The sequence below is a fragment of the Allopusillimonas ginsengisoli genome (genome assembly GCF_004153455.1).
GTDB classification, from domain to species: domain Bacteria; phylum Pseudomonadota; class Gammaproteobacteria; order Burkholderiales; family Burkholderiaceae_B; genus Allopusillimonas; species Allopusillimonas ginsengisoli.
In genome coordinates this window covers 645141-664670 of the sequence record NZ_SDQE01000001.1, presented here as the reverse complement: position 1 = coordinate 664670, position 19530 = coordinate 645141, and the positions used below count along the sequence as shown (strand labels likewise).

Sequence of the window (19530 nt, the reverse complement as noted above, 5' to 3'; positions counted from 1 at the left end):
AAATCATGGCCCGGCAACCCCGGACGGACAGGTGGGATTACGCCTTGAAGATTCCAGGCAGGGATCATACAAACTCCGTTTAACGCATCGTTATATTATAACGCGGACAGGCTCACAGGATAGATAGACAACTCATACGGCTGTGTCGCATCAGCGCCATATGCCTGTCCTGTGGAAAGGGCATTGATCACGTTAGTCATGCAGATATACCAGGGAAAACCCTTATCATATTGGACTGAATTGGCATAGGAAATAGTTTGCATGCGCTTGCAAAAATCGATATAGTTTCTCGGTCGCCCAGCCGGTTGGGTATTTAGATCAAAATTTGCAAGCGCTTGCAAAATAACAGGAAGTAACAAATGGCTGTCAGGTACTTGAAAAAAGGCAAGGATGAGCAAGCGATCGCCGAGAGCGATGCCAAGGTTCGCGCCACTGTTGAGGCGATACTGGCCGATATTGAAAAGCGTGGCGACGATGCCGTGCGTGAGCTGTCGCAGAAGTTCGATGGATGGGCGCCAGAGCGCTTTCAGTTATCGCCAGCGGAGGTTGAGGCTGCGGTCAAGCAGTTGTCACCACTGGAAATAGAAGACATTAAGTTCGCACAGAAGCAGATTGGGGGATTTGCCGCCATTCAACGTAACTCCATGAAAGATGTGGAGGTTGAAACAATGCCTGGCGTCATTCTTGGCCATAAACACATTCCTATCGATGCCGTAGGTTGTTACGTGCCCGGCGGGAAATATCCCATGATCGCATCGGCACACATGAGCGTGCTCACCGCCAAGGTGGCTGGGGTCAAACGCATCGTGTCGACTGCGCCTCCGTTCCAGGGCGCCCCTCACCCGGCAATCGTTGCCGCCATGCATTTTGCCGGCGCCGAAGAGATTCTGGTGTTGGGTGGGGTGCAGGCCATTGGCGCCATGGCTTTGGGGACGGAGAGTATCTCTGCTGTCGACATGTTGGTGGGACCGGGGAATATGTTTGTAGCCGAAGCCAAGCGTCAGCTCTTTGGCAGAGTGGGTATTGACCTGTTCGCCGGACCTACGGAAACCCTGGTGATTGCGGACAGTACAGCGGATGCCGAAATGTGTGCGGTGGACTTGCTGGGTCAGGCCGAGCACGGCCCCACTTCACCTGCGGTGCTGCTGACTACGGATGAACAGCTTGCACGTGACACCATGGCTGAAATTGAACGGCAACTGCAGGTCTTGCCGACGGCTGACATCGCTCGCATTTCTTGGGCGGACTACGGGCAAGTCATTGTTTGCGACACTCAGGAAGAAATGATCGAGATTGCGGATGCGCTTGCCTACGAACACGTGCAGGTCCTGACCGAAGACCCGGATGTGTTCCTGAAGCAAATGACCAACTATGGCGCGTTGTTCCTGGGGCCGCGTACCAACGTGTCGTTTGGAGACAAGGTGATCGGAACCAACCATACGTTGCCGACCAAGCGTGCGGCCCGCTACACGGGAGGACTGTGGGTCGGAAAGTTCATCAAGACCTGCACCTACCAGAAGGTTGTTACTGATGAGGCATCCGCGTTGATCGGCGAGTATGGCTCGCGACTATGCCATATGGAAAACTTCGCAGGGCATGGTGAGCAAGCCAATCTGCGTGTGCGCCGCTATGGCGATCGCCCCGAGGTGCCCTGGTACCAGCCGGTATCTCCGTTGGCGGCATCGGACCAATAATCGCAAAAGTGGGAGGGTAAGGCTATGCGTATGCCTAGCTTTCGTGTGGATGGTCGCAAGGCCTTGATAACCGGCGCCAGCCGCGGCATAGGGCTGGCAGCAGCCTGTGCATTGACACAGGCTGGAGCGCAGGTCGTGTTGGCGGCCCGGACGGAAAGTGATTTGCAGGCCGCAAAGCAGGTGGTGCTGGAAGCCGCTCCCGATGCCCAGGTGGCGTTGTGGACGCTTGATGTGACCGACTCGGCGGCTGTGAGACGCGGAATGATCGAATATGGCCCGTTTCATGTTGTGGTCAATAACGCGGGTACGAATCGTCCGGCTCTCCTTTCACACTTGGAGGATGCTGACCTGGATGACGTCATCGATTTGAATGTCAAGGCGGCGTTCTATGTGACACGCGAGGCAGCACGTCTGATGCAAGAAAACAGTTTACGAGGCAGTGTCATCAATATGTCATCGCAGATGGGGCATGTGGGTGGGCCGAAGCGAACGGTGTATTGCGCGACCAAGCACGCCATTGAAGGGTTCTCAAAGGCGCTTGCGCTGGAATTGGGGCCGGCGGCTATCCGCGTCAATACGATATGTCCAACCTTCATAGAAACCGAGATGACCAAGACGATGCTGAATGATCCGGCATTCAAGCAATACGTAGACTCCAATATTGCACTGGGCCGAATGGCAAGTTTAGAAGACATCATGGGAGCCGTGGTGTTTCTGGCCAGCGACGCGTCCGCCATGATTACTGGTTCTTCAATCATGGTGGACGGTGGATGGACGGCATCCTGAAGCGGCCGTCACGTGTATTGAATCAATAAAGTTAATGCTACATAAGGAACCGCTATGTCGACCAAAATAGATCCGGCGCTGCTTACGCCGGACTTGATCGAGGTGCTGACCTCGGTTGATACGCCCACTATTTGCAATGCGCTGGAGATTGCTACAGGCACCCGAACGAACAAGGGTTTTACACGAGGCGCTTTCTATGCGGCGCATCCTGATATGAAGCCTGTGGTTGGCTTTGCACGCACGGCAACTCTGCGCACGGCACATCCTTACACCGAACCGCTGGACACCATCAAGGCCCGGCGAATTGCCTGGTATGAGCACCTGGAAGGCAAGGGGATTCCCACTTTTTGTGTGATGCAGGACATCGATGATGAGCCTGGCCTGGGCGCTTTCTGGGGGGAGGTACACAGCAACGTGCTGAAAGGCCTGGGCGTGACGGGTGTGCTGACCAACGGTGCGATGCGCGACTTCGGGATGCTGGCCGAAGGCTTTCAGATTTTGGCTGGCACCATTTCTCCCAGCCATGGCTTTGCACAAATTGTCACCATCGGCGAGCCCGTAGAAATTCACGGATTGACCATCGAGGATGGTGATCTGATTCATGCGGACAGACACGGTGCAGTAGTGATACCAGCCGATGGGTTAGCAGCGTTGCCTCATGGCATAGAAGTTATTACAGCAAAGGAAAGACCGCTGATCGAAGCGTCCAAACTTCCGGGCTTTTCTACCGAAGATCTCAAGCGCGCAATGGCTGAGGCCGACGACATTCACTAACCTGATTTCATAAATGGCGGCCTGACGCATCAGGCATTTGACGGAGACAACGTATGAACAGAAAGTTTTTTTTGCGCGCCCTAATGGCGTTGGGTATTGCCGCAACCGCAGTCGGATCGGCCTTGGCTGCGACCGCAGACAACTATCCGTCGGGACCCATCAAGTTGGTCATGCCGTATCCTGCCGGTGGCATGAGTGATGTGTCGGCTCGAACGATAGCCGAAGCTTTGTCGGCAAAGATCGGCGGTAACATCATTGTGGAAAATCGCCCTGGAGCAGCCTCGACGGTAGCCAGCAACTGGATGGTGCACCAGAAGCCCGATGGTTACACTCTGTATGCGGCGCCGGTATCCTTGGTTCTGAACCCGATTCTGCAACCCCAGGTCGGCTACAAGCCCTATGAGGATTTCACGCCTATCTCGATGTTGCTTTATTCGCCGTTTGTGCTGCAGGTGAATAAAGACATGGGCGCAGATAACGTGAAGGATCTGGTGACCTTGATCAAAGCTCATCCGGGAAAGTATGCAATCGGTACATCTGGCTTAGGCTCGATTAACCACTTGGCCGCTGAATACTTTATCAATGAGTTTGGGCTTGACATGATTGTTGCCCATTACAAAGGAGGCGCGCCGGCATCGCAGGACCTGGTTGGCGGGCAGATTCACATGATGTTTTCCGCTGCAAACGAGGCGGCGCCGATGATGAGGGCGGGACGTACCAAAGGGTTGGCGGTGACGACAGCAGAGCGGCTGTCCATGCTCCCCGACGTGCCCACTATGAACGAGGCCGCCGACCTGAAGGATTTCGAGGCTGTATTCTGGATGGCATTAGTCGCGCCCAAGAACTTGCCGCCCGAAATTCAATCGAAGCTCTCTTCTGCAATGCTGGAGTTGAACAGTGATGCACAACTGCGGCGCAAGACCGACGCGCTGGGCGTACGTATGCACGCCTCGGATCCCCAAGAGGTAACGGCCAATTTGCGTCAAGATGAGAAGAAGTGGGGCGATATCATCAACAACCTGGATATCGAACTCTGATCATGAGCGATACAAAGCACAAAAAGACCCCGGAATCTCTGCGCAGCCATAGATGGTACGGTGCGCAGGATTTGAGGGCATTCGGCCATCGTTCGCGTACGATGCAAATGGAGCTCGATCGCGAGGACTTTGTAGGCAAACCCGTGATCGGCATCGTCAATACATGGTCCGAGATCAACCCTTGCCATACGCATCTGCGGGCGCGCGCCGAGAACGTAAAACGGGGCGTTTGGCAGGCCGGCGGCTTTCCTGTTGAGCTGCCTGCCATCACACTGGCTGAAACGATACAGAAGCCCACAACGATGATGTACCGCAATCTTCTGGCGATGGAAACAGAAGAGTTGTTGCGGTCTTATCCCATCGACGGTGCGGTGTTGCTGGGTGGCTGCGACAAGACCACGCCGGCGCTGGTGATGGGGGCGACCAGCATGAACCTGCCAACCATTTTTCTTCCGGCCGGTCCGATGTTGACGGCCCGGTGGCGAGGCCAGACGCTGGGATCGGGGTCCGACCAGTGGAAGTTCTGGGATGAGCGCCGCATGGGCAATATCACGGAAGAAGAGCACCGCGAGGTCGAGGCCAGTATCGCGCGGTCACCGGGAACCTGCATGACGATGGGTACCGCATCGACGATGGCGACGATCTGCGAAGCCTTGGGCGTTTCGCTTCCGGGTGCAAGCTCCATACCGGCGCCTGATTCCGGGCACGGCCGGATGGCGGCTCAATGCGGCAAGCGCATTGTTGAAATGGTGTGGGAAGATCTCAAAATCCGTGACATTCTGACGCCGGCAGCGTTTCAGAACGCCGCAACCACCTTGATGACCAACGGAGGATCGACCAATGCGGTTATTCATCTGGTTGCCATGGCGGGGCGTGCGGGCGTCAACCTAGTGTTGGACGACTTCAACCAGGTCAGTGCGCGCACGCCGGTGCTGGCGAATATCCGCCCAGTTGGAAACACCTATCTGATGGAGGATTTCCACTATGCCGGGGGTCTGCCTGCCTTGTTGCGGGAGATACAGGACCTGCTCCATCTTGAGGCCTTGAACTGCAACGGGAAAACGCTGGGCGAAAACATTTCCAGTGCAAAGATCTGGAATGACGATGTGATTCGGCGCCGAGACAACCCGGTGAAGACGGATGGCGGGCTGGTTGTCTTGCGAGGGAATCTGGCTCCCGACGGAGCTGTGCTAAAGACTGGCGCCATGGATCAACGGTTTCTTCAACATACCGGGCGGGCCCTTGTATTCGACAGCTACGATCACATGATGGATCTGATTGATCGCGATGATCTGGATGTGTGCGAAGACTCTGTGCTTGTCCTGCGTAACGCCGGGCCACTGGGCGGACCTGGCATGCCCGAGTGGGGCATGATGCCTATTCCGCGCAAGCTGCTCAAGCAAGGCGTGCGGGATATGGTTCGCATATCAGATGCGCGCATGTCGGGAACCAGCTATGGCACCTGTGTTTTGCATGTGTCGCCAGAAAGCTGGATAGGAGGTCCTTTGGCGCTTATACAGACCGGCGACACCATCCGCCTTGATGCCAACGCGAAAACACTGGACGTTCTGTTGTCTGATGAGACCCTTGCGGAAAGGCGCAAGCACTGGAAGCAGCCCGAAGAGCGATTCCCCCGTGGTTATGGGAAGCTGGTCATGGCGCATATACAGCAGGCTGACAAGGGCTGCGACTTTGACTTTCTGATGGGAACGGATCCTGTTCCCGAGCCCGAAATCCACTGAGATTGTTCAATGCCACATATTCTTGTTTCCAGGAAAATCGCCGAGCCGGGCATAGCATTGCTACGCGCCGAACCAAGTTTCACCATTGACGTCCTCGACGCCTCCTGTAGCGCTCAATTCACGGACAGGCTGGCGAATGCGGATGGCGTGATTCTGTGTTTTCAGCCACTGAGAACCGCCGATATCGCCGTCGCAACGCAACTCAAGGTTGTGTCCCGACATGGGGTGGGCTACGACTCAGTTGATGTCACGGCGCTTGACGAACGCCGTATACCTTTGACAATCACTCCAGACGCCAATGCGGTGTCGGTCGCTGAACACGCCCTGTCGCTGCTATTGGCTGTGGCACGACGGACTTCATTTTTTGATCTGGAGGTGCGCAAGGGAAATTGGTCCACGAATGCGACCATGCCAATGTTTGAATTGGCTGGTAAACGTGCGCTCATCGTGGGAGCAGGCCGCATTGGTACCGCTACGGCGCATAGATTGCGTGCATTCGATATGCAGGTTCAGGCGTATGATCCCGCGTTGCCGGATAGCGCTACTTTGATGTCAGGCGTTCAGCGCGTCGAGCATTTGTCCGATGCGCTTGCTCAAGCAGACGTTGTCAGCCTTCACCTGCCATTGACGGAGCAGACACGTCATTCGATCAATCCACTGGCGATGAAACAGGGATCCGTGCTGATCAACACATCGCGCGGGCCCGTTGTGGACGAAGCCGCACTGGTACAGGCTTTGAAGAATGGCCATCTTCTTGGCGCCGGGCTTGATGTATTCGAGTCCGAGCCGCTGTGCGCCGAGCATCCCTTGGTTGGCTTGGGCAACGTAGTGCTGTCGCCGCATATATCTTCTCTGACGGACGGGAGCCTGCGGCGGATGGCGCTGGAAGCTGCCCAGAACGTGATTGATTACTTCCGTGATTCACTTGATCCGGCAGTCGTTGTGAACAAGCAGGTGCTGGCGTCATGAAACTGGAACGCTTTCTGTCTGTATCGGATTTTGAGCGTGCGGCGGCAAAGCGGCTACCCCGGTGCGTGTATGGCTATGTTCGCGGAGGCACGGAGGATGAGCAGTCTTTGCGGGCAAATTATCAGGCGTTTGACAGCGTCGGGTTCATGCCTCGCGGCCTGAATGTCGTGGACAAGCGGGATACTTCCACAGAGCTGTGGGGGCGCCGATACAGAATGCCGCTGGGTATCGCGCCCACAGGCCTGGCGGCACTGGTGCGGCACGAATGCGATTTGGAGCTGGTCCGTGCCGCGAAAGAGGCCGATGTTCCGTTCATTATCAGCGGATCATCCAGTGTTCCGCTTGAACGACTTCAGGAAGAAAGCCGGGAGAACTGGTACCAGGCCTATTTTCCCGGCGATCGTGTTCGAATGTCGCGCATTCTTGAGCGTTTGGAGGCAGCAGGCATTGGTGTTCTGGTAGTAACCATTGATACCTGCGTGGCCGCCAATCGCGAGAACAATGCAAGGCTGGATTTCACTATTCCCTTTCGAATGACGCCGCGACTCTTGCTGGATGGCGTTTTGCACCCGCGTTGGAGCGCCGGCGTGTTTCTGAAAACGCTACGCGCCAATGGGGTTCCGCGTTTTGCCAACCTCTATGAAGAGATAGGCCCACCGATTACGCAAGAACCGGCACACGGGTTTCGTACCGGCAGAGATAGGCTCTGCTGGGATGACATCGCCTGGTTGCGCGAGCAATGGAAGGGCCGGTTGGTACTAAAAGGCGTGATGCATCCTGAGGATGGCCAGAAGGCGGAGCAGATGGGCGCGGACGGGATCATCGTCTCAAACCATGGAGGCCGCCAGTTGGATGGTACTATAGCGCCGCTAGCCATCCTGCCATCGATCATCAATGCGGTATCGACGGGATTTCCCGTCATGATAGACGGTGGATTTCGCCGCGGCACCGACGTATTGAAAGCGATAGCGCTCGGAGCATCATTGGTGTTTGTGGGACGCGCTACACTTTATGGTGCTGCGGTGGCCGGCGCATCCGGCGCAGGGCGCGTATTGTCCATTCTTGCCACTGAGGTGGACAGGAATATGGCTTTATTGGGTTGCGCGGAGCTTTCCGATGTGACAAGTGAATTGCTTGCCCGGAAAACCGTCGCACCGCTTTGAATGGCTACTTATGACTGATTCTGCGAAATTCGGATCGACAGCTATCAGGCAGGTGACACTGGCCGATGTGGCGGCGCTTGCCGGAGTAAGTTCATCGGCGGTGAGCCGTACGTTTACGCCTGGCGCGAGCGTCGGGAAAAAAACGCGAGCTATCGTACTTGAGGCAGCCAAAACCCTTGGCTACCGCCCCAATGCCATCGCTCGAACGCTGTCGACCCGCAAGTCACGGATGATCGGTATTGTGGTGTCGTATCTGCACAATCAGTTTTATCCAACGGTCATCGAGCGTTTGTCGCAAATGCTGCAGCTACATGGGTATCATGTCCTGCTCTTTATAAGTAGCGATACGGGCACAGGCGAGGACGGCATCGACGCCTTGCTGCTGGATATTCTCCAGTATCAGGTTGATGGAATCGTACTTGCCAGTACAACGATGTCATCACAGCTCGCTGCGCATTGCCACGCCGTCGGAATCCCGGTCGTACTGTTCAATCGCCTGGCGCCCGTAGAGGAGGCCAGTACGGTTACATCCGACAATCTGGAAGGTGGTCGTCTGGCTGCCAGGACCTTGATCGAGTGCGGCGCCCGACGTATCGCATTTGTCAGGGGGCTGGAGGATTCATCCACCACGCAAGACCGCGAGAAGGGTTTAAAGGAGGAGCTTGCACGGCACCGTAAACGGCTCTTCGGGCATATTTGCGGCGAGTATGATTTTGATGCGGCTAAGGCTGCTACACGAGAACTATTCAGCTTGGCCAAAAAGCCGGATGCCCTGTTTGTTGCTAACGATCACATGGCCTTTGCCGTCATCGATGCGTTGCGCGACATGGGCCACGAAGTTCCAAGAGATGTTCAGGTGGTGGGGTTCGATAACGTACCGCAGTCAGCATGGGGCGGCTATCGGCTGACCACAATAGAGCAGAACTCTGAGCTCATGGCCCGGGCAACCGTATCGATATTGCTTGAGCATCTTGAAACCGGCGATGCCACGCCAAGGCAAGTAGTGACGCCTGTCCAACTTATAAGGCGCTCAACAACGCGCCCCATCTAGTTTTTGCGAAATCAGTGTCTTATGTATGGCAGTTGTTTTGACAAATTTGCAAGCGTTTGCAATCAATGGAGGGAACCAACAAGATGGCGCGCACGGCCTGGACGCTGGTGGCCGATGGTCGTGAGTATCAGGGGGTGGGTTCGCGTTAGCGGGTTCACGCAAATATAACTGTTCAATGTGAATTTAAGACAACCATGAAATCAAGAATGAAGTTTGGCCTTGCCGTCGCATCTATCATGCTGATTGCCAGCAGAGCATCGCTGGCCGCATGGCCCACTGACAAGCCCATAAACTATGTCGTTCCGTTCTCGCCAGGCGGTGGCACGGACATCATCGCCAGAGTGGTTGCCGACAAACTCGGTTCCATTCTCGATACGACTGTCATTGTGACGAACAAACCCGGTGCGGGCGGCAACATCGGTACCGAATACGTAGCCCGATCGGCGCCTGACGGTTACACGATCGGCGGTGCTTCGATCGCAACACATTCCATCAACGTCAGTCTGTACAAAAATATTGGGTTTGATCCAAAGAAGGACTTCACACCGATAAGCCTTGTGGGAACAACGCCCAACGTGCTGATCGTCAATCCCAAGACTTCATATCGCAGTGTCAAGGATCTGCTGGAGGGCATCCGCGCGTCAGAGCATCCCATGGCCTTTGCGTCTGCCGGCGCGGGCACTTCGCAGCATCTGTCAGCGGAACTGTTCGCGCAGACAGAAGATGTGAAGCTGCTGCATGTTCCCTACAAGGGGGCAGGTCCGGCGCTGACGGCAGTCATGGCGGGCGAAGTGCCCTTTAGCTTCGAGAACCTGATCGTCGCCAGTCCTCAGATTAAAAGTGGCGCTGTCCGGGCGCTGGCAGTCACCTCTTCCGATAGGGAAGCAGCTTTTCCCGACCTGCCCACGATGCAGGAAGCCGGCGTGGCGGGCTATGACGTAGTTTCCTGGCAGGCAGTTTTTGCGCCTGCCGGGCTGGATCCCGAAATTCGCGATCACCTGAACTCAGCCATTCAAGACATTTTCAAGCAGCCGGATGTCATCGAGCGAATGGCAGGATTGGGCGTCAACATTATGGCGAGCTCGCCCGAGCAGCTCGCGACCTTTCAGGACGCCGAACTGAAGAAATGGGCGACGGTCATCGAAAAGGGCAACATCAAGCTGGATTGACGGAAGATAGAAACAAGAGCCTGGCGAGCCTTTACGTCTGCCTGCAGGCGTGGGGCCGCCTGGTTTGCTCATGAACAACTGCTGCGGTTTCGACCCAGCAGGGGAGGCTTGCCGGCAATTATTGGTTTGATCATGGCTTATGTTAAGCGAGCGAGACGGTGGGAACCCCTTCAGTGACCACGTGGCCATGCTTATCGGAACATTCTGGTTCGCACTCCGTGGCCTTGTACTGACGGCAAGGCTGGTGCTAAGCGATTCTTCTCACAGATCTGCTTCGATAGCATCGAGAAATATGGGCTCCCAATCGAGGATATGAGTTTTCATCAAGCTCAGAGCGCGCTGCTTGTCTCCCGAAATTATTACGTCGACCAGCTGAAAGTGTTCATCTACAGACAACGCTTGTCGTTCCATACCTGCCGGTGATTCGATGCCGTATAGCCTCATGTTGTCACGCAGATTCATGATCATCTTGGTGAGCCGTTCATTGCCGGCCAAAGAGATTAATGTGTAATGAAATGCTCGGTCCGCTGCTAGATATTTGAAGGTATCCCGCGCGGTGACTGCGTCAGCGATTTCTTGTGCATGTAGCCGCAGCTCCGCCACTGCATTTTCCGATATGTTGTCTACCGAAGTGATTGCATAGCCTTCCAGCTGTACACGAATTGCGAATAGATTCTTTAAGTCTTCCGCGGTTGGTATACAGACACGAAATCCGCGATTGCGTAGTGGTTCCAGAAGCCCTTGATTGCTGAGTTCGAGCAGCGCTTCTCGTACTGGGGTGGTTGAGCTGCCCCAAGCCTTCGCTAAGGTGGGAACGGTAAGAATTTCACCTGGCCGCGTTTTGCCTGACACGATCTCCAGCCGGATGCGCTGCAGCACTGAGGAGCGAAGATTTGCCTCAAGTGGGCTATCAAACGGTGGCAATGCGTTGATCAATGGAACGTTCTCCTGTGAGTGCGACGATATAACTGCCTGGAACTTAGGGGGTTACATCATAGGGATTATACCAATTTAATGTAGCGCGTGACGCAGTAGACTGTCGGCAATTAAGTAACGCGTCACGCATTATTATTATGGACCGAGAATTTCCGTCAGAGTTGCTGGAGGGATATTGCACCCTCTGTAGATCGCGTTGCGGCTCTTTGAATCTTATTCAGGACGGCCGGCTAGTAAAGGTAACCCCATCGCCCAGTCATCCAACGGGCGGTGCTTTATGTGCAAAAGGACGTGCGGCTCCAGAGTTATTGGCCAGTCCCTTACGCCTGACACACCCTTTGCGTAGAACAGGAGCAAGGGGTCAGGGCGAATGGAAACAGATTTCCTGGAGTGAAGCACTTGATGAGATTGCCGGTCGTTTGCTAGATCAGCGGGCCATCTACGGCGCCGAATCGGTCGCATTCGCCGTGACTACACCGAGCGGTACTCCCATGGTGGATAGCTTTGAATGGGTCGAGCGTTTCGTGCGGTGCTATGGCAGCCCCAATCTAATCTATGCCGTGGAAGTGTGTGGTTGGCATAAAGACTATGCACACGCACTGACATTTGGCCGCGGGATTGGAGTGCCGGATCTGGAAAATACGGATGTCATTGTCTTGTGGGGCCACAACCCGGCACGGACATGGTTGAAGCAAGCCAGCCGCATCGGTACAGCGCGACAACGCGGAGCCAAGGTGGTTGTTATTGACCCTAAGCAGGAGGGGTCTGGTCAGCAGGCGGATATTTGGTTGCGCATCCGCCCTGGCGCGGATGGTGTTCTGGCGCTGGGAGCGATCCGCCATCTCATCAGCACCCGCCGTTATGATGACGCATTTGTTCGTCGCTGGACGAATGCGCCCGCTCTGGTGGACCAAGAGAGTGGAAAACTTTTGCGAGCTAATGAAATCTGGCCCACGCAAGACGCTGGCGCATATCTGGTTGCGCTGTCTCAAGGCGGATTTGGTGCGACCACCAACATCGCATCGCAGGCCAACGAAGTGCTATTAGATGCGGCTGGAACACTTGTCGATAGGCATGGTCGTTCACGCTCTTACACGACTGTCTTTCGACTTCTGGCGTCTGCCGTCGAGCCATATGATGTTGCATCTGTGGCAGAACACACTTGGATAGACGCAAAAGAGATCGCGCAATTCAACGCATTATTCCAGGATAGTCCGAGATTGTGCTACCACGCATGGACGGGCGTCGGTCAACATTCGAATGCCACTCAGACCGAGCGTGCCATTGCTACGCTGTACGCTTTATGCGGTGCCTGTGATCGCCAAGGAGGCAATCTTTGGACGGTTGCGCCGCCTTATCGCGCGGTAAATACATACCATGAGTTGCTTTCTGAAGAGCAGCGTTCCAAGGCTCTCGGTATTTCGCAGTTGCCTTTAGGTCCGCCCCGATTGGGATGGATCACTGCCAGAGATTTTAGCGCTGCAGTGCTGGAGCATAAGCCTTATCCGGTACAAATGTTGATGAGCTTTGGTTCCAATCTTCTGGTGTCTCAGTCGGACACTGAGCGCAATATTCGAGCACTGCGAGCCTTGGACTTCCATGTTCACGTAGACATGTACATGAACCCCACAGCGCAGAATGCAGACATTGTTCTTCCCGCCAACACCCCTTGGGAGCGCGAGGCGCTTAAGTGCGGGTTCGAGATAACCCAAGACGCAGTCGAGCATGTTCAACTGCGTCAGCGCATGGTAACTCCCTTGGGCGAATCCCGTGCGGATTTTGAAATCGTGTTCGAACTGGCCAAGCGTTTGGGGTTGAGCGACGCATTTTTTGGCGGCGATATCGAGGCGGGTTGGAATTTTCAATTGGCGCCCTTGGGAATTACGGTCGCAGACTTGCGGGCCCATCCCGGTGGAATGCGTTTCCCACAAGCCTTTAGCCATGAAAAATACGCTCGGCGGGATGCTGCAGGTCGACCGGCGGGATTTCCGACGGAAAGCGGGTTTGTTGAGCTCTACTCTGAAGCCTTGTTGGATATTGGCCAGCCTCCAATACCTGCGTTTGCTGAGCCCGCTCATGATTCGGAATCAACCGGGCTGCGCGAGGCGTTCCCCATTCTCCTTAGCACAGCAAAGAACGGATGGTTCGTACATTCGTCTCATCGCCATGTCGCTTCTCTACGCAAAAAGTCCTTGTTGCCGCAGGTTTCTATGAGTGGTGCGCTTGGCGAGCATCTTGGGATTCAGAGCGAAGATTGGGTTCGCATTACGACGCCGTCTGGCCATGTTGTCATGCGAGCTCATCTTGATGAACATTTACATCGAGACGTTGCTATCGCGGATTTTGGATGGTGGCAGGGCTGCACGGCATTGGGGCAGGATGACGCGCCAATCGTCGGAAATGGGTCATTCAACATTAACAGCATTCTGAGTGATGCCGATAGGGACCCTGTCAGCGGCAGCGTTCCCCTGCGCGCTGTCCAATGCCGCATCAGCCCAGAAATCGCAATGAACCGTGGTCGCTGGGCAGGGCCTCGTGCTTTCCGGATCGCTTCGAAGCGTTCGCTGGGAGAAGATATAGCCGAGTTCGAATTTACGCCTATCGATGAGCGACCGTTGCCAGACTTTCTTCCGGGCCAGCATGTAATGGTGTCATTGGCAGGTGTCGATATCCGCCGTGCATATTCCCTTACGGGGCAAAATTGCGCACCGCAGGTATTCACAATCGGCGTTCGACGCAGAGTTACAGATCAAACTAATGCGTGCAGCATGTCTGCCCACCTGCATGGCTTAGATGCTGGAGACCAGGTATTTCTGTTCCCACCATCCGGTTCGTACACGATTCCGACCTTCAGTAGGCGACCCATCATTTTGGTGGCTGGCGGCATTGGCATCACGCCTTTTGTCGGCTATCTACAAGCTGTCTCGAAAGGCGCGGCGGGTGCACCCGATATCACGCTTGTATATGTCTGTCGTAATAGTCGTACACACGCTTATGCCGCCAGACTCAAGGAGTTGGCGCAAGATATTTCCACCGTGAAAATCATTACTGTCTATCGTGCACCGCTTTCCTCTGACCGTATCGGTGTTGATTTTGACAACAGCGACGATCTGGACTTTGGTTGGATCGAGGACGAGACGCTGAAACGTCGGCCCCTGGCATATTTGTGCGGTGCGCCCAAGTTTCTTCAGGATGCGACAGAAGCGTTGAGTCGACGCGGCATTCCGCTTTTCGATATTTTCACGGAAGCCTTTAGTGCCGACGTAAAGGTCCCTTCGACACTACGACCGCAGTCGATACAAGTCGAGGGAAACGATGCAAAGTTTGAATGGCGGCCCGAACTAGGTTCACTTTTGGATGCCGGGGAGCGATTCCACGTAGCGCTGCCTAGCGGATGCCGCGTGGGGCAGTGCGAAAGCTGTTCGATGCAGATTGTCTCGGGGCAGGTGGTGCATCTGTCGCCCTACGAAGGTCCCCCCGACAGATGCTTGACCTGCCAGGCAGTACCGCTATCCACAGTGATCCTGCGTCGGTAAGCACAGGCCCATAACGCGTATTGACTGCTGTACCCAATCACGACTACATAAAGGTAAAAAAATGTCTACCAGTCAGCTTCAGCCCAGTAACGTCAGGTTGCCCGCGTCATCCACACGCATAGAGCGACTCTCCCAAATCATCGTATCTTGTGCGGAAAAATGGTTCCCCGATGCTTATGTTTTTGTTGTCGTTGCTTGTGCCGTAGTAGGTGTCTTAGCTGTATTGCACGGTGGCTCACCTGTGGACGTCAGTCAGGCGTTTGGTGAAGGATTCTGGAGCATTATTCCGTTCACCATGCAAATGGCCATGGTAGCTATTACAGGCTATGTGCTTGCCATGTCGCCGCCGATTGCCAGCCTGCTTCGGAAGCTGGCACGTGTTCCCAGCACATCTAGAGGTGCTGTCGTGTTTATCGGTACGCTCAGTATTCTGCTTTCGTTGGTCAATTGGGGCGTTAGCTTGATTTTCTCAGGGCTGTTGGTAAGAGAGATGGCCAGGCGTACTGACTTACGGCTCGACTATCGAGCGGCGGGCGCCGCGGGGTATCTTGGTCTTGGATGTGGATTTACATTGGGAATGAGCTCCTCAGCGGCGCAACTGCAGGCTACCCCCGGTAGCATTCCAACCTCTCTAATGCCTATCACAGGGGTGATCAGCTTCTCTGAGACCATACTCACCTGGCAGAACGCGCTCGTTATAGTAATGGTCACAATAGTTTCCGCGCTGGTCTGCTTTTTTACGGCGCCAAGGTCTGCTGACGCTACTGTGACCGCTGCTGATCTGGGTGTTGATCTTGACGATGATCGGGTTCCTCCCGCGCACCGTCAACGACCCGGCGATTATTTCGAGTTCAGCCCCATTCTGACGGTAGTGGTTGTCGTACTTGCACTAGGCTGGCTATGGAACACCTTCCGTAGCGGCAACCCCTTAATCACGCTGTCACAGCTGAACACCTATAACTTCGTCTTTCTCTTGCTGGGCTTGCTGTTGCATTGGCGTCCCCGCAGCTTCTTGGAGAGCTTTGCGCGCGCGATGCCCAGTGTAAGTGGTGTGTTGCTGCAGTTCCCTTTTTACGGGGGAATTGGTTATGTGCTAACGAAGGTGGTAAACAGCGAACATCACACGCTATCCGATACCATTGCACACTGGTTTGTAGGGCTTGCCCACAATACAGAGGTTTTCTCGATATTGATCAGTATCTATTCAGCGGTGTTGGGATTTTTTATCCCGTCTGCTGGAGGGAAATGGGTGATCGAAGCGCCTTACATCATGACTGCCGCGAATCAGCTTGAGGCGCACCTGGGCTGGACCGTTATGGTTTACAACATTGCGGAAACACTGCCCAATTTCATCAATCCATTCTGGATGTTGCCTTTACTTGGCATATTGAAACTGCGATCAAAAGACCTTATAGGCTATACCGCGATGCAATTCTTTATACATCTACCCATCGTAATCCTAGCTGGTGCGCTGCTGATGGCAACCTTCGACTATGTGCCGCCGGTTATCCCTGGCAAGTGAGTATTCTTTAATATCATGAATCATCTATACCAACTCAACGAGCCAGTACTTTCGTATCTTCCTGGAAGCCCTGAAAGAGGCTCAGTGCAGGCCGCTCTGCACGACCTTAAGCAGCAGCAGCTCGATATCCCGTTAGTAATCGGAGGCAAGCGGTTTTATCAGGGACGCGGCGTACCTCTCAGTTGCCCGCACGATCACACCGTCCAGCTGGCATCTGTCCACCAAGCTACTGAATCGGATATAGGATCCGCCATCGCTGCCGCAACTGCTGCGCACACGGAGTGGGCAGCATGGTCGTTGGAAGATCGTGCCGCCGTGTTTTTACGGGCGGCGGAATTGCTGTCGGGGCCGTGGCGTCAGAAGCTCAATGCCGCCACCATGCTTGGGCAAAGCAAAACGATCCATCAAGCCGAGATTGACTCTGCATGTGAGTTGATAGATTTTCTACGCCTGAACGTGAGGTTCGCGCAGGAGCTGCAACAAATTCAACCTAGTTCGCCCAATGGTATGCGCAATACCTTGGATTACCGCCCCTTGGAAGGGTTTGTGTACGCGGTGACTCCTTTCAACTTCACGGCAATTGGGGGGAATTTGCCCTGCGCACCCGCATTGATGGGCAATACAGTAATCTGGAAGCCTGCATTCACAGCGACTTATAGCAATTATATGATCATGGAATTGCTCCAAGCCGCAGGGCTGCCGCCTGGTGTAATTAATTTTGTACCAGGCCCCTCTCATTCCGTGTCGAGTGCCGTGCTGTCAGCAGAGTCTTTTAGTGGGTTGCATTTCACGGGATCTACTTCTGTTTTTGACGCTTTATGGACGGAAGTGGCTCGGAATCTTTCTGGCTACCGGAACTACCCACGCCTTGTTGGAGAGACAGGAGGAAAAGACTTTGTGGTGGCACATGCCTCTGCAGAGATTGAGACCTTAAGCACTGCGTTGCTGAGGGGCGCTTTTGAATACCAGGGCCAGAAGTGTAGTGCTGCATCGCGCGCTTATGTGCCCGCCTCGTTGTGGCCAAGGCTGAAGCAGCGATTGATAGACGATATCGCGACAATCAAGATGGGCGACATCGAAGACTTTGGGCAATTTATGGGTGCAGTCATCGATCGCAAAGCCTACTCAAGAGTTGCGGGGTATATTGACGAGGCGCGTGCCGGAGCCGACACCATTCTGGCAGGAGGTGGCTATTGCGATACAAAAGGCTATTTCATTGAACCAACGTTGATCGAAGTAGCAGATGCCAAGGCCCGTACAATGCAAGAAGAAATATTTGGACCAGTCCTGTCGGTTTTTGTCTATGCCGACAAAAGCTGGGAGGAACTACTGACGCTGGTGGATGAGACTAGTCCTTATGCTTTGACCGGGGCTATATTTGGCACAGATCAAAGCGCGCTGCGCCGAGCGGCGGATCGGCTAAGATTCTCAGCAGGTAACTTCTATATCAATGACAAACCCACAGGTGCCGTCGTGGGGCAGCAGCCATTTGGTGGTGCCCGGCGAAGCGGAACCAACGACAAAGCAGGATCCCCATTGAATCTCATGCGTTGGGTATCGCCAAGAACAATTAAGGAGACCTGGGTGCCGGCCAGGGAGTATGTGTACTCTCACATGGCTTAACGCACGTTGGCTCAGAGCAGCTGGCATTTTTCACGCGTCCAGAGTCTCGTTTGCATTGTTAAGAGCGTGGACGCTGAAACCCTAGGCGAATACTGTTGTTAAACCTGAGAAAAGTCTGCAAACTCTCCTGCTAAGGGATTAGTCAATGGAACAGGTAGGACAACTTAAAGGCTTAGGCGATGTTGCATTCATTAAGTTTCAGGCAGTTGCGGGCCTTCCGGGCGATTATGCTACTGGGTAGCACGGTAAAAGCGGCTACAGAGTTGGGAGTGTCTCAACCGGCGATTAGTCGATTGTTACGAGAAATGGAGCATCTGGCAGGTTGCGAATTATTCGACCGTAGGCAGGGGCGTCTTATTCCCACTGAAGAAGCTGAAGTCCTGTTCCAGGAAACACATGTCTTCATGGCAAACTACGATCGTGTGTGTCGGTTCCTATCAGAGTTGAAATCTCGAGAAAGCGGCCAGTTGCGGGTGGTGGGGACCAATGCGATTGCCCATGGCTTGCTGCCTCAGGCCATAGGGGAGTTTTCCAAACGCTCTCCCAAAGTCGCCATTTCCTTAGGCATAACCGTGCGTGATGAAATTAGAAAATGGGTGAATGAACAAGAGTTCGACATCGCCGTGGCCGCAATGCCGATAGAGTATCCAATAGACGATATCGAAAAACTAGGTGTTGTAAGAGGGGTTTGTATTCTGCCTTCTTCTCATGCTCTCGCGGAACGACAGGTAATTGAAGCCGAAGATTTGAAGGGAGAGCGATTTGTTTCGCTTTCCTCTGGCACTGTTGGTAGGCTCTACATCGATATGATGTTTGAGCGATTAGGTATCGAGTTACAAAAACTGGTTGAAGCGCAAACTTCGGAAGCAGTTTGCGAGCTTGTCTCTCATAACCAGGGTGTATCGCTTGTTGATCCGTTTACAGCAGCCCGTTTCATCAACCGAAAGGTCGTTGTAAGGCCATTTTTGCCAGTCGTTCCTTTTGAATACGCATGCCTTTACCCAGTACGTCGTGCGAGGGCACGCTTCTCCAGCGATTTAGTGGCATGTATTCAGCGCTGTTTTGCGGAGTTTTCCAAGGCTCAAGGTTTATGAGTGCTCAAAGAGAAAACTCTGTCGATGGAGAGTCATGTGCTGGCTAAGCGAATTAAGATTCCTTGACCACAGTTTGTTAATTCGGTAATCCGATCTGAGCCTTGATGCGTTCAGCCATCACTACTCACTAACAGGACAATATGCGGCTGGTATTCTTATGAATACCAGCCGTTGTTTATTCGGTCTCTGCGTCGTATTCGGGCCTAAATAATTATTTTCTACAAAAAGACTCTAATCTATTTACTCTAAGGGTATTCCAAACAAGACGGTGCCTTCATTCCTTATCGCTCTGTAGCAAGAATCGCTAGTGAGCGGAATTGAGAGTTCGCATGGGTATAAGTTAACGTTATATACCAATCTGGTATTAGCATTTGATTTTATATGGTGCGGCTGCAACACTAGCCGTATTCCCAACCGTTGCACAATCGGAGCAA

Annotated in this window: 14 protein-coding genes; 13 read left to right on the top strand and 1 reads right to left on the bottom strand. The window is 54.1% G+C overall.

Annotated features, from left to right (window positions below):
* Window positions 1-359: 359 nt before the first annotated feature.
* From hisD to ERE07_RS03300, 9 genes are all read left to right on the top strand, one after another.
* On the top strand, window positions 360-1694 hold the full coding sequence (gene hisD, locus ERE07_RS03340; RefSeq protein ID WP_130007371.1) for a histidinol dehydrogenase: 1335 nt from the start codon (window positions 360-362) through the stop codon (window positions 1692-1694).
* 24 nt (window positions 1695-1718) lie between these two features.
* Window positions 1719-2480: an SDR family NAD(P)-dependent oxidoreductase gene (locus ERE07_RS03335; protein WP_130007370.1), complete on the top strand. Its 762-nt coding sequence runs from the start codon at window positions 1719-1721 to the stop codon at window positions 2478-2480.
* A gap of 54 nt (window positions 2481-2534) precedes the next feature.
* Complete coding sequence (locus tag ERE07_RS03330) at window positions 2535-3254, top strand: RraA family protein (RefSeq protein WP_209021072.1); 720 nt, start codon at window positions 2535-2537, stop codon at window positions 3252-3254.
* 122 nt (window positions 3255-3376) lie between these two features.
* On the top strand, window positions 3377-4291 hold the full coding sequence (locus ERE07_RS03325; protein WP_245153378.1) for a Bug family tripartite tricarboxylate transporter substrate binding protein: 915 nt from the start codon (window positions 3377-3379) through the stop codon (window positions 4289-4291).
* A 2-nt stretch (window positions 4292-4293) separates the two neighbouring features.
* Window positions 4294-6033 (top strand): L-arabinonate dehydratase, encoded by a 1740-nt coding sequence (gene araD, locus ERE07_RS03320; RefSeq protein ID WP_130007368.1) that lies wholly within the window; start codon window positions 4294-4296, stop codon window positions 6031-6033.
* Window positions 6034-6042: 9 nt separating this feature from the next.
* Window positions 6043-7002: a hydroxyacid dehydrogenase gene (locus ERE07_RS03315; protein WP_130007367.1), complete on the top strand. Its 960-nt coding sequence runs from the start codon at window positions 6043-6045 to the stop codon at window positions 7000-7002.
* Window positions 6999-8165: an alpha-hydroxy acid oxidase gene (locus ERE07_RS03310; protein WP_130007366.1), complete on the top strand. Its 1167-nt coding sequence runs from the start codon at window positions 6999-7001 to the stop codon at window positions 8163-8165. Before ERE07_RS03315 ends, ERE07_RS03310 begins: the two co-directional genes overlap by 4 nt.
* Window positions 8166-8175: 10 nt before the next feature.
* Entirely contained in the window at window positions 8176-9216 is a 1041-nt protein-coding gene (locus ERE07_RS03305; RefSeq protein ID WP_130007365.1) for a LacI family DNA-binding transcriptional regulator, read from the top strand.
* Window positions 9217-9410: 194 nt separating this feature from the next.
* Window positions 9411-10385, top strand: coding sequence for a Bug family tripartite tricarboxylate transporter substrate binding protein (locus tag ERE07_RS03300; protein ID WP_130007364.1), 975 nt, complete (start codon window positions 9411-9413; stop codon window positions 10383-10385).
* A 261-nt stretch (window positions 10386-10646) separates the two neighbouring features.
* Here ERE07_RS03300 and ERE07_RS03295 read toward each other — a convergent pair whose 3' ends face one another.
* Window positions 10647-11321, bottom strand: coding sequence for a GntR family transcriptional regulator (locus tag ERE07_RS03295; protein WP_209021071.1), 675 nt, complete (start codon window positions 11319-11321; stop codon window positions 10647-10649).
* Between the two features lie 137 nt (window positions 11322-11458).
* Here ERE07_RS03295 and ERE07_RS03290 point away from each other — a divergent pair, with 137 nt between their 5' ends.
* The 4 genes from ERE07_RS03290 to ERE07_RS03275 all read left to right on the top strand — a co-directional run bounded on the left by ERE07_RS03290 (window position 11459) and on the right by ERE07_RS03275 (window position 19096).
* Window positions 11459-14857 carry a molybdopterin-dependent oxidoreductase gene (locus tag ERE07_RS03290; protein ID WP_130007363.1) on the top strand — a complete coding sequence of 1133 codons (3399 nt, stop codon included), beginning with the start codon at window positions 11459-11461 and terminating at the stop codon, window positions 14855-14857.
* Between the two features lie 61 nt (window positions 14858-14918).
* Window positions 14919-16379, top strand: a complete 1461-nt coding sequence (locus tag ERE07_RS03285; RefSeq protein ID WP_130007362.1) for a short-chain fatty acid transporter — start codon at window positions 14919-14921, stop codon at window positions 16377-16379.
* Between the two features lie 15 nt (window positions 16380-16394).
* Window positions 16395-18002 (top strand): L-glutamate gamma-semialdehyde dehydrogenase, encoded by a 1608-nt coding sequence (pruA, locus tag ERE07_RS03280; protein ID WP_130007361.1) that lies wholly within the window; start codon window positions 16395-16397, stop codon window positions 18000-18002.
* A gap of 179 nt (window positions 18003-18181) precedes the next feature.
* The gene (locus tag ERE07_RS03275) at window positions 18182-19096 is read left to right on the top strand and encodes a LysR family transcriptional regulator (RefSeq protein ID WP_130007360.1); all 915 of its coding nucleotides are present in this window, start codon (window positions 18182-18184) and stop codon (window positions 19094-19096) included.
* Window positions 19097-19530 lie beyond the last annotated feature (434 nt).

Excerpts from the sequence above, each read along its gene's own strand:
- ERE07_RS03310 (WP_130007366.1), top strand. The coding sequence starts at position 6,999 with ATGAAACTGGAACGCTTTCTGTCTGTATCGGATTTTGAGCGTGCGGCG.
- ERE07_RS03285 (WP_130007362.1), top strand. The coding sequence starts at position 14,919 with ATGTCTACCAGTCAGCTTCAGCCCAGTAACGTCAGGTTGCCCGCGTCA.
- ERE07_RS03300 (WP_130007364.1), top strand. The coding sequence starts at position 9,411 with ATGAAATCAAGAATGAAGTTTGGCCTTGCCGTCGCATCTATCATGCTG.
- hisD (WP_130007371.1), top strand. The coding sequence starts at position 360 with ATGGCTGTCAGGTACTTGAAAAAAGGCAAGGATGAGCAAGCGATCGCC.
- araD (WP_130007368.1), top strand. The coding sequence starts at position 4,294 with ATGAGCGATACAAAGCACAAAAAGACCCCGGAATCTCTGCGCAGCCAT.
- pruA (WP_130007361.1), top strand. The coding sequence starts at position 16,395 with ATGAATCATCTATACCAACTCAACGAGCCAGTACTTTCGTATCTTCCT.
- ERE07_RS03335 (WP_130007370.1), top strand. The coding sequence starts at position 1,719 with ATGCGTATGCCTAGCTTTCGTGTGGATGGTCGCAAGGCCTTGATAACC.
- ERE07_RS03275 (WP_130007360.1), top strand. The coding sequence starts at position 18,182 with ATGTTGCATTCATTAAGTTTCAGGCAGTTGCGGGCCTTCCGGGCGATT.
- ERE07_RS03315 (WP_130007367.1), top strand. The coding sequence starts at position 6,043 with ATGCCACATATTCTTGTTTCCAGGAAAATCGCCGAGCCGGGCATAGCA.
- ERE07_RS03290 (WP_130007363.1), top strand. The coding sequence starts at position 11,459 with ATGGACCGAGAATTTCCGTCAGAGTTGCTGGAGGGATATTGCACCCTC.
- ERE07_RS03330 (WP_209021072.1), top strand. The coding sequence starts at position 2,535 with ATGTCGACCAAAATAGATCCGGCGCTGCTTACGCCGGACTTGATCGAG.
- ERE07_RS03305 (WP_130007365.1), top strand. The coding sequence starts at position 8,176 with ATGACTGATTCTGCGAAATTCGGATCGACAGCTATCAGGCAGGTGACA.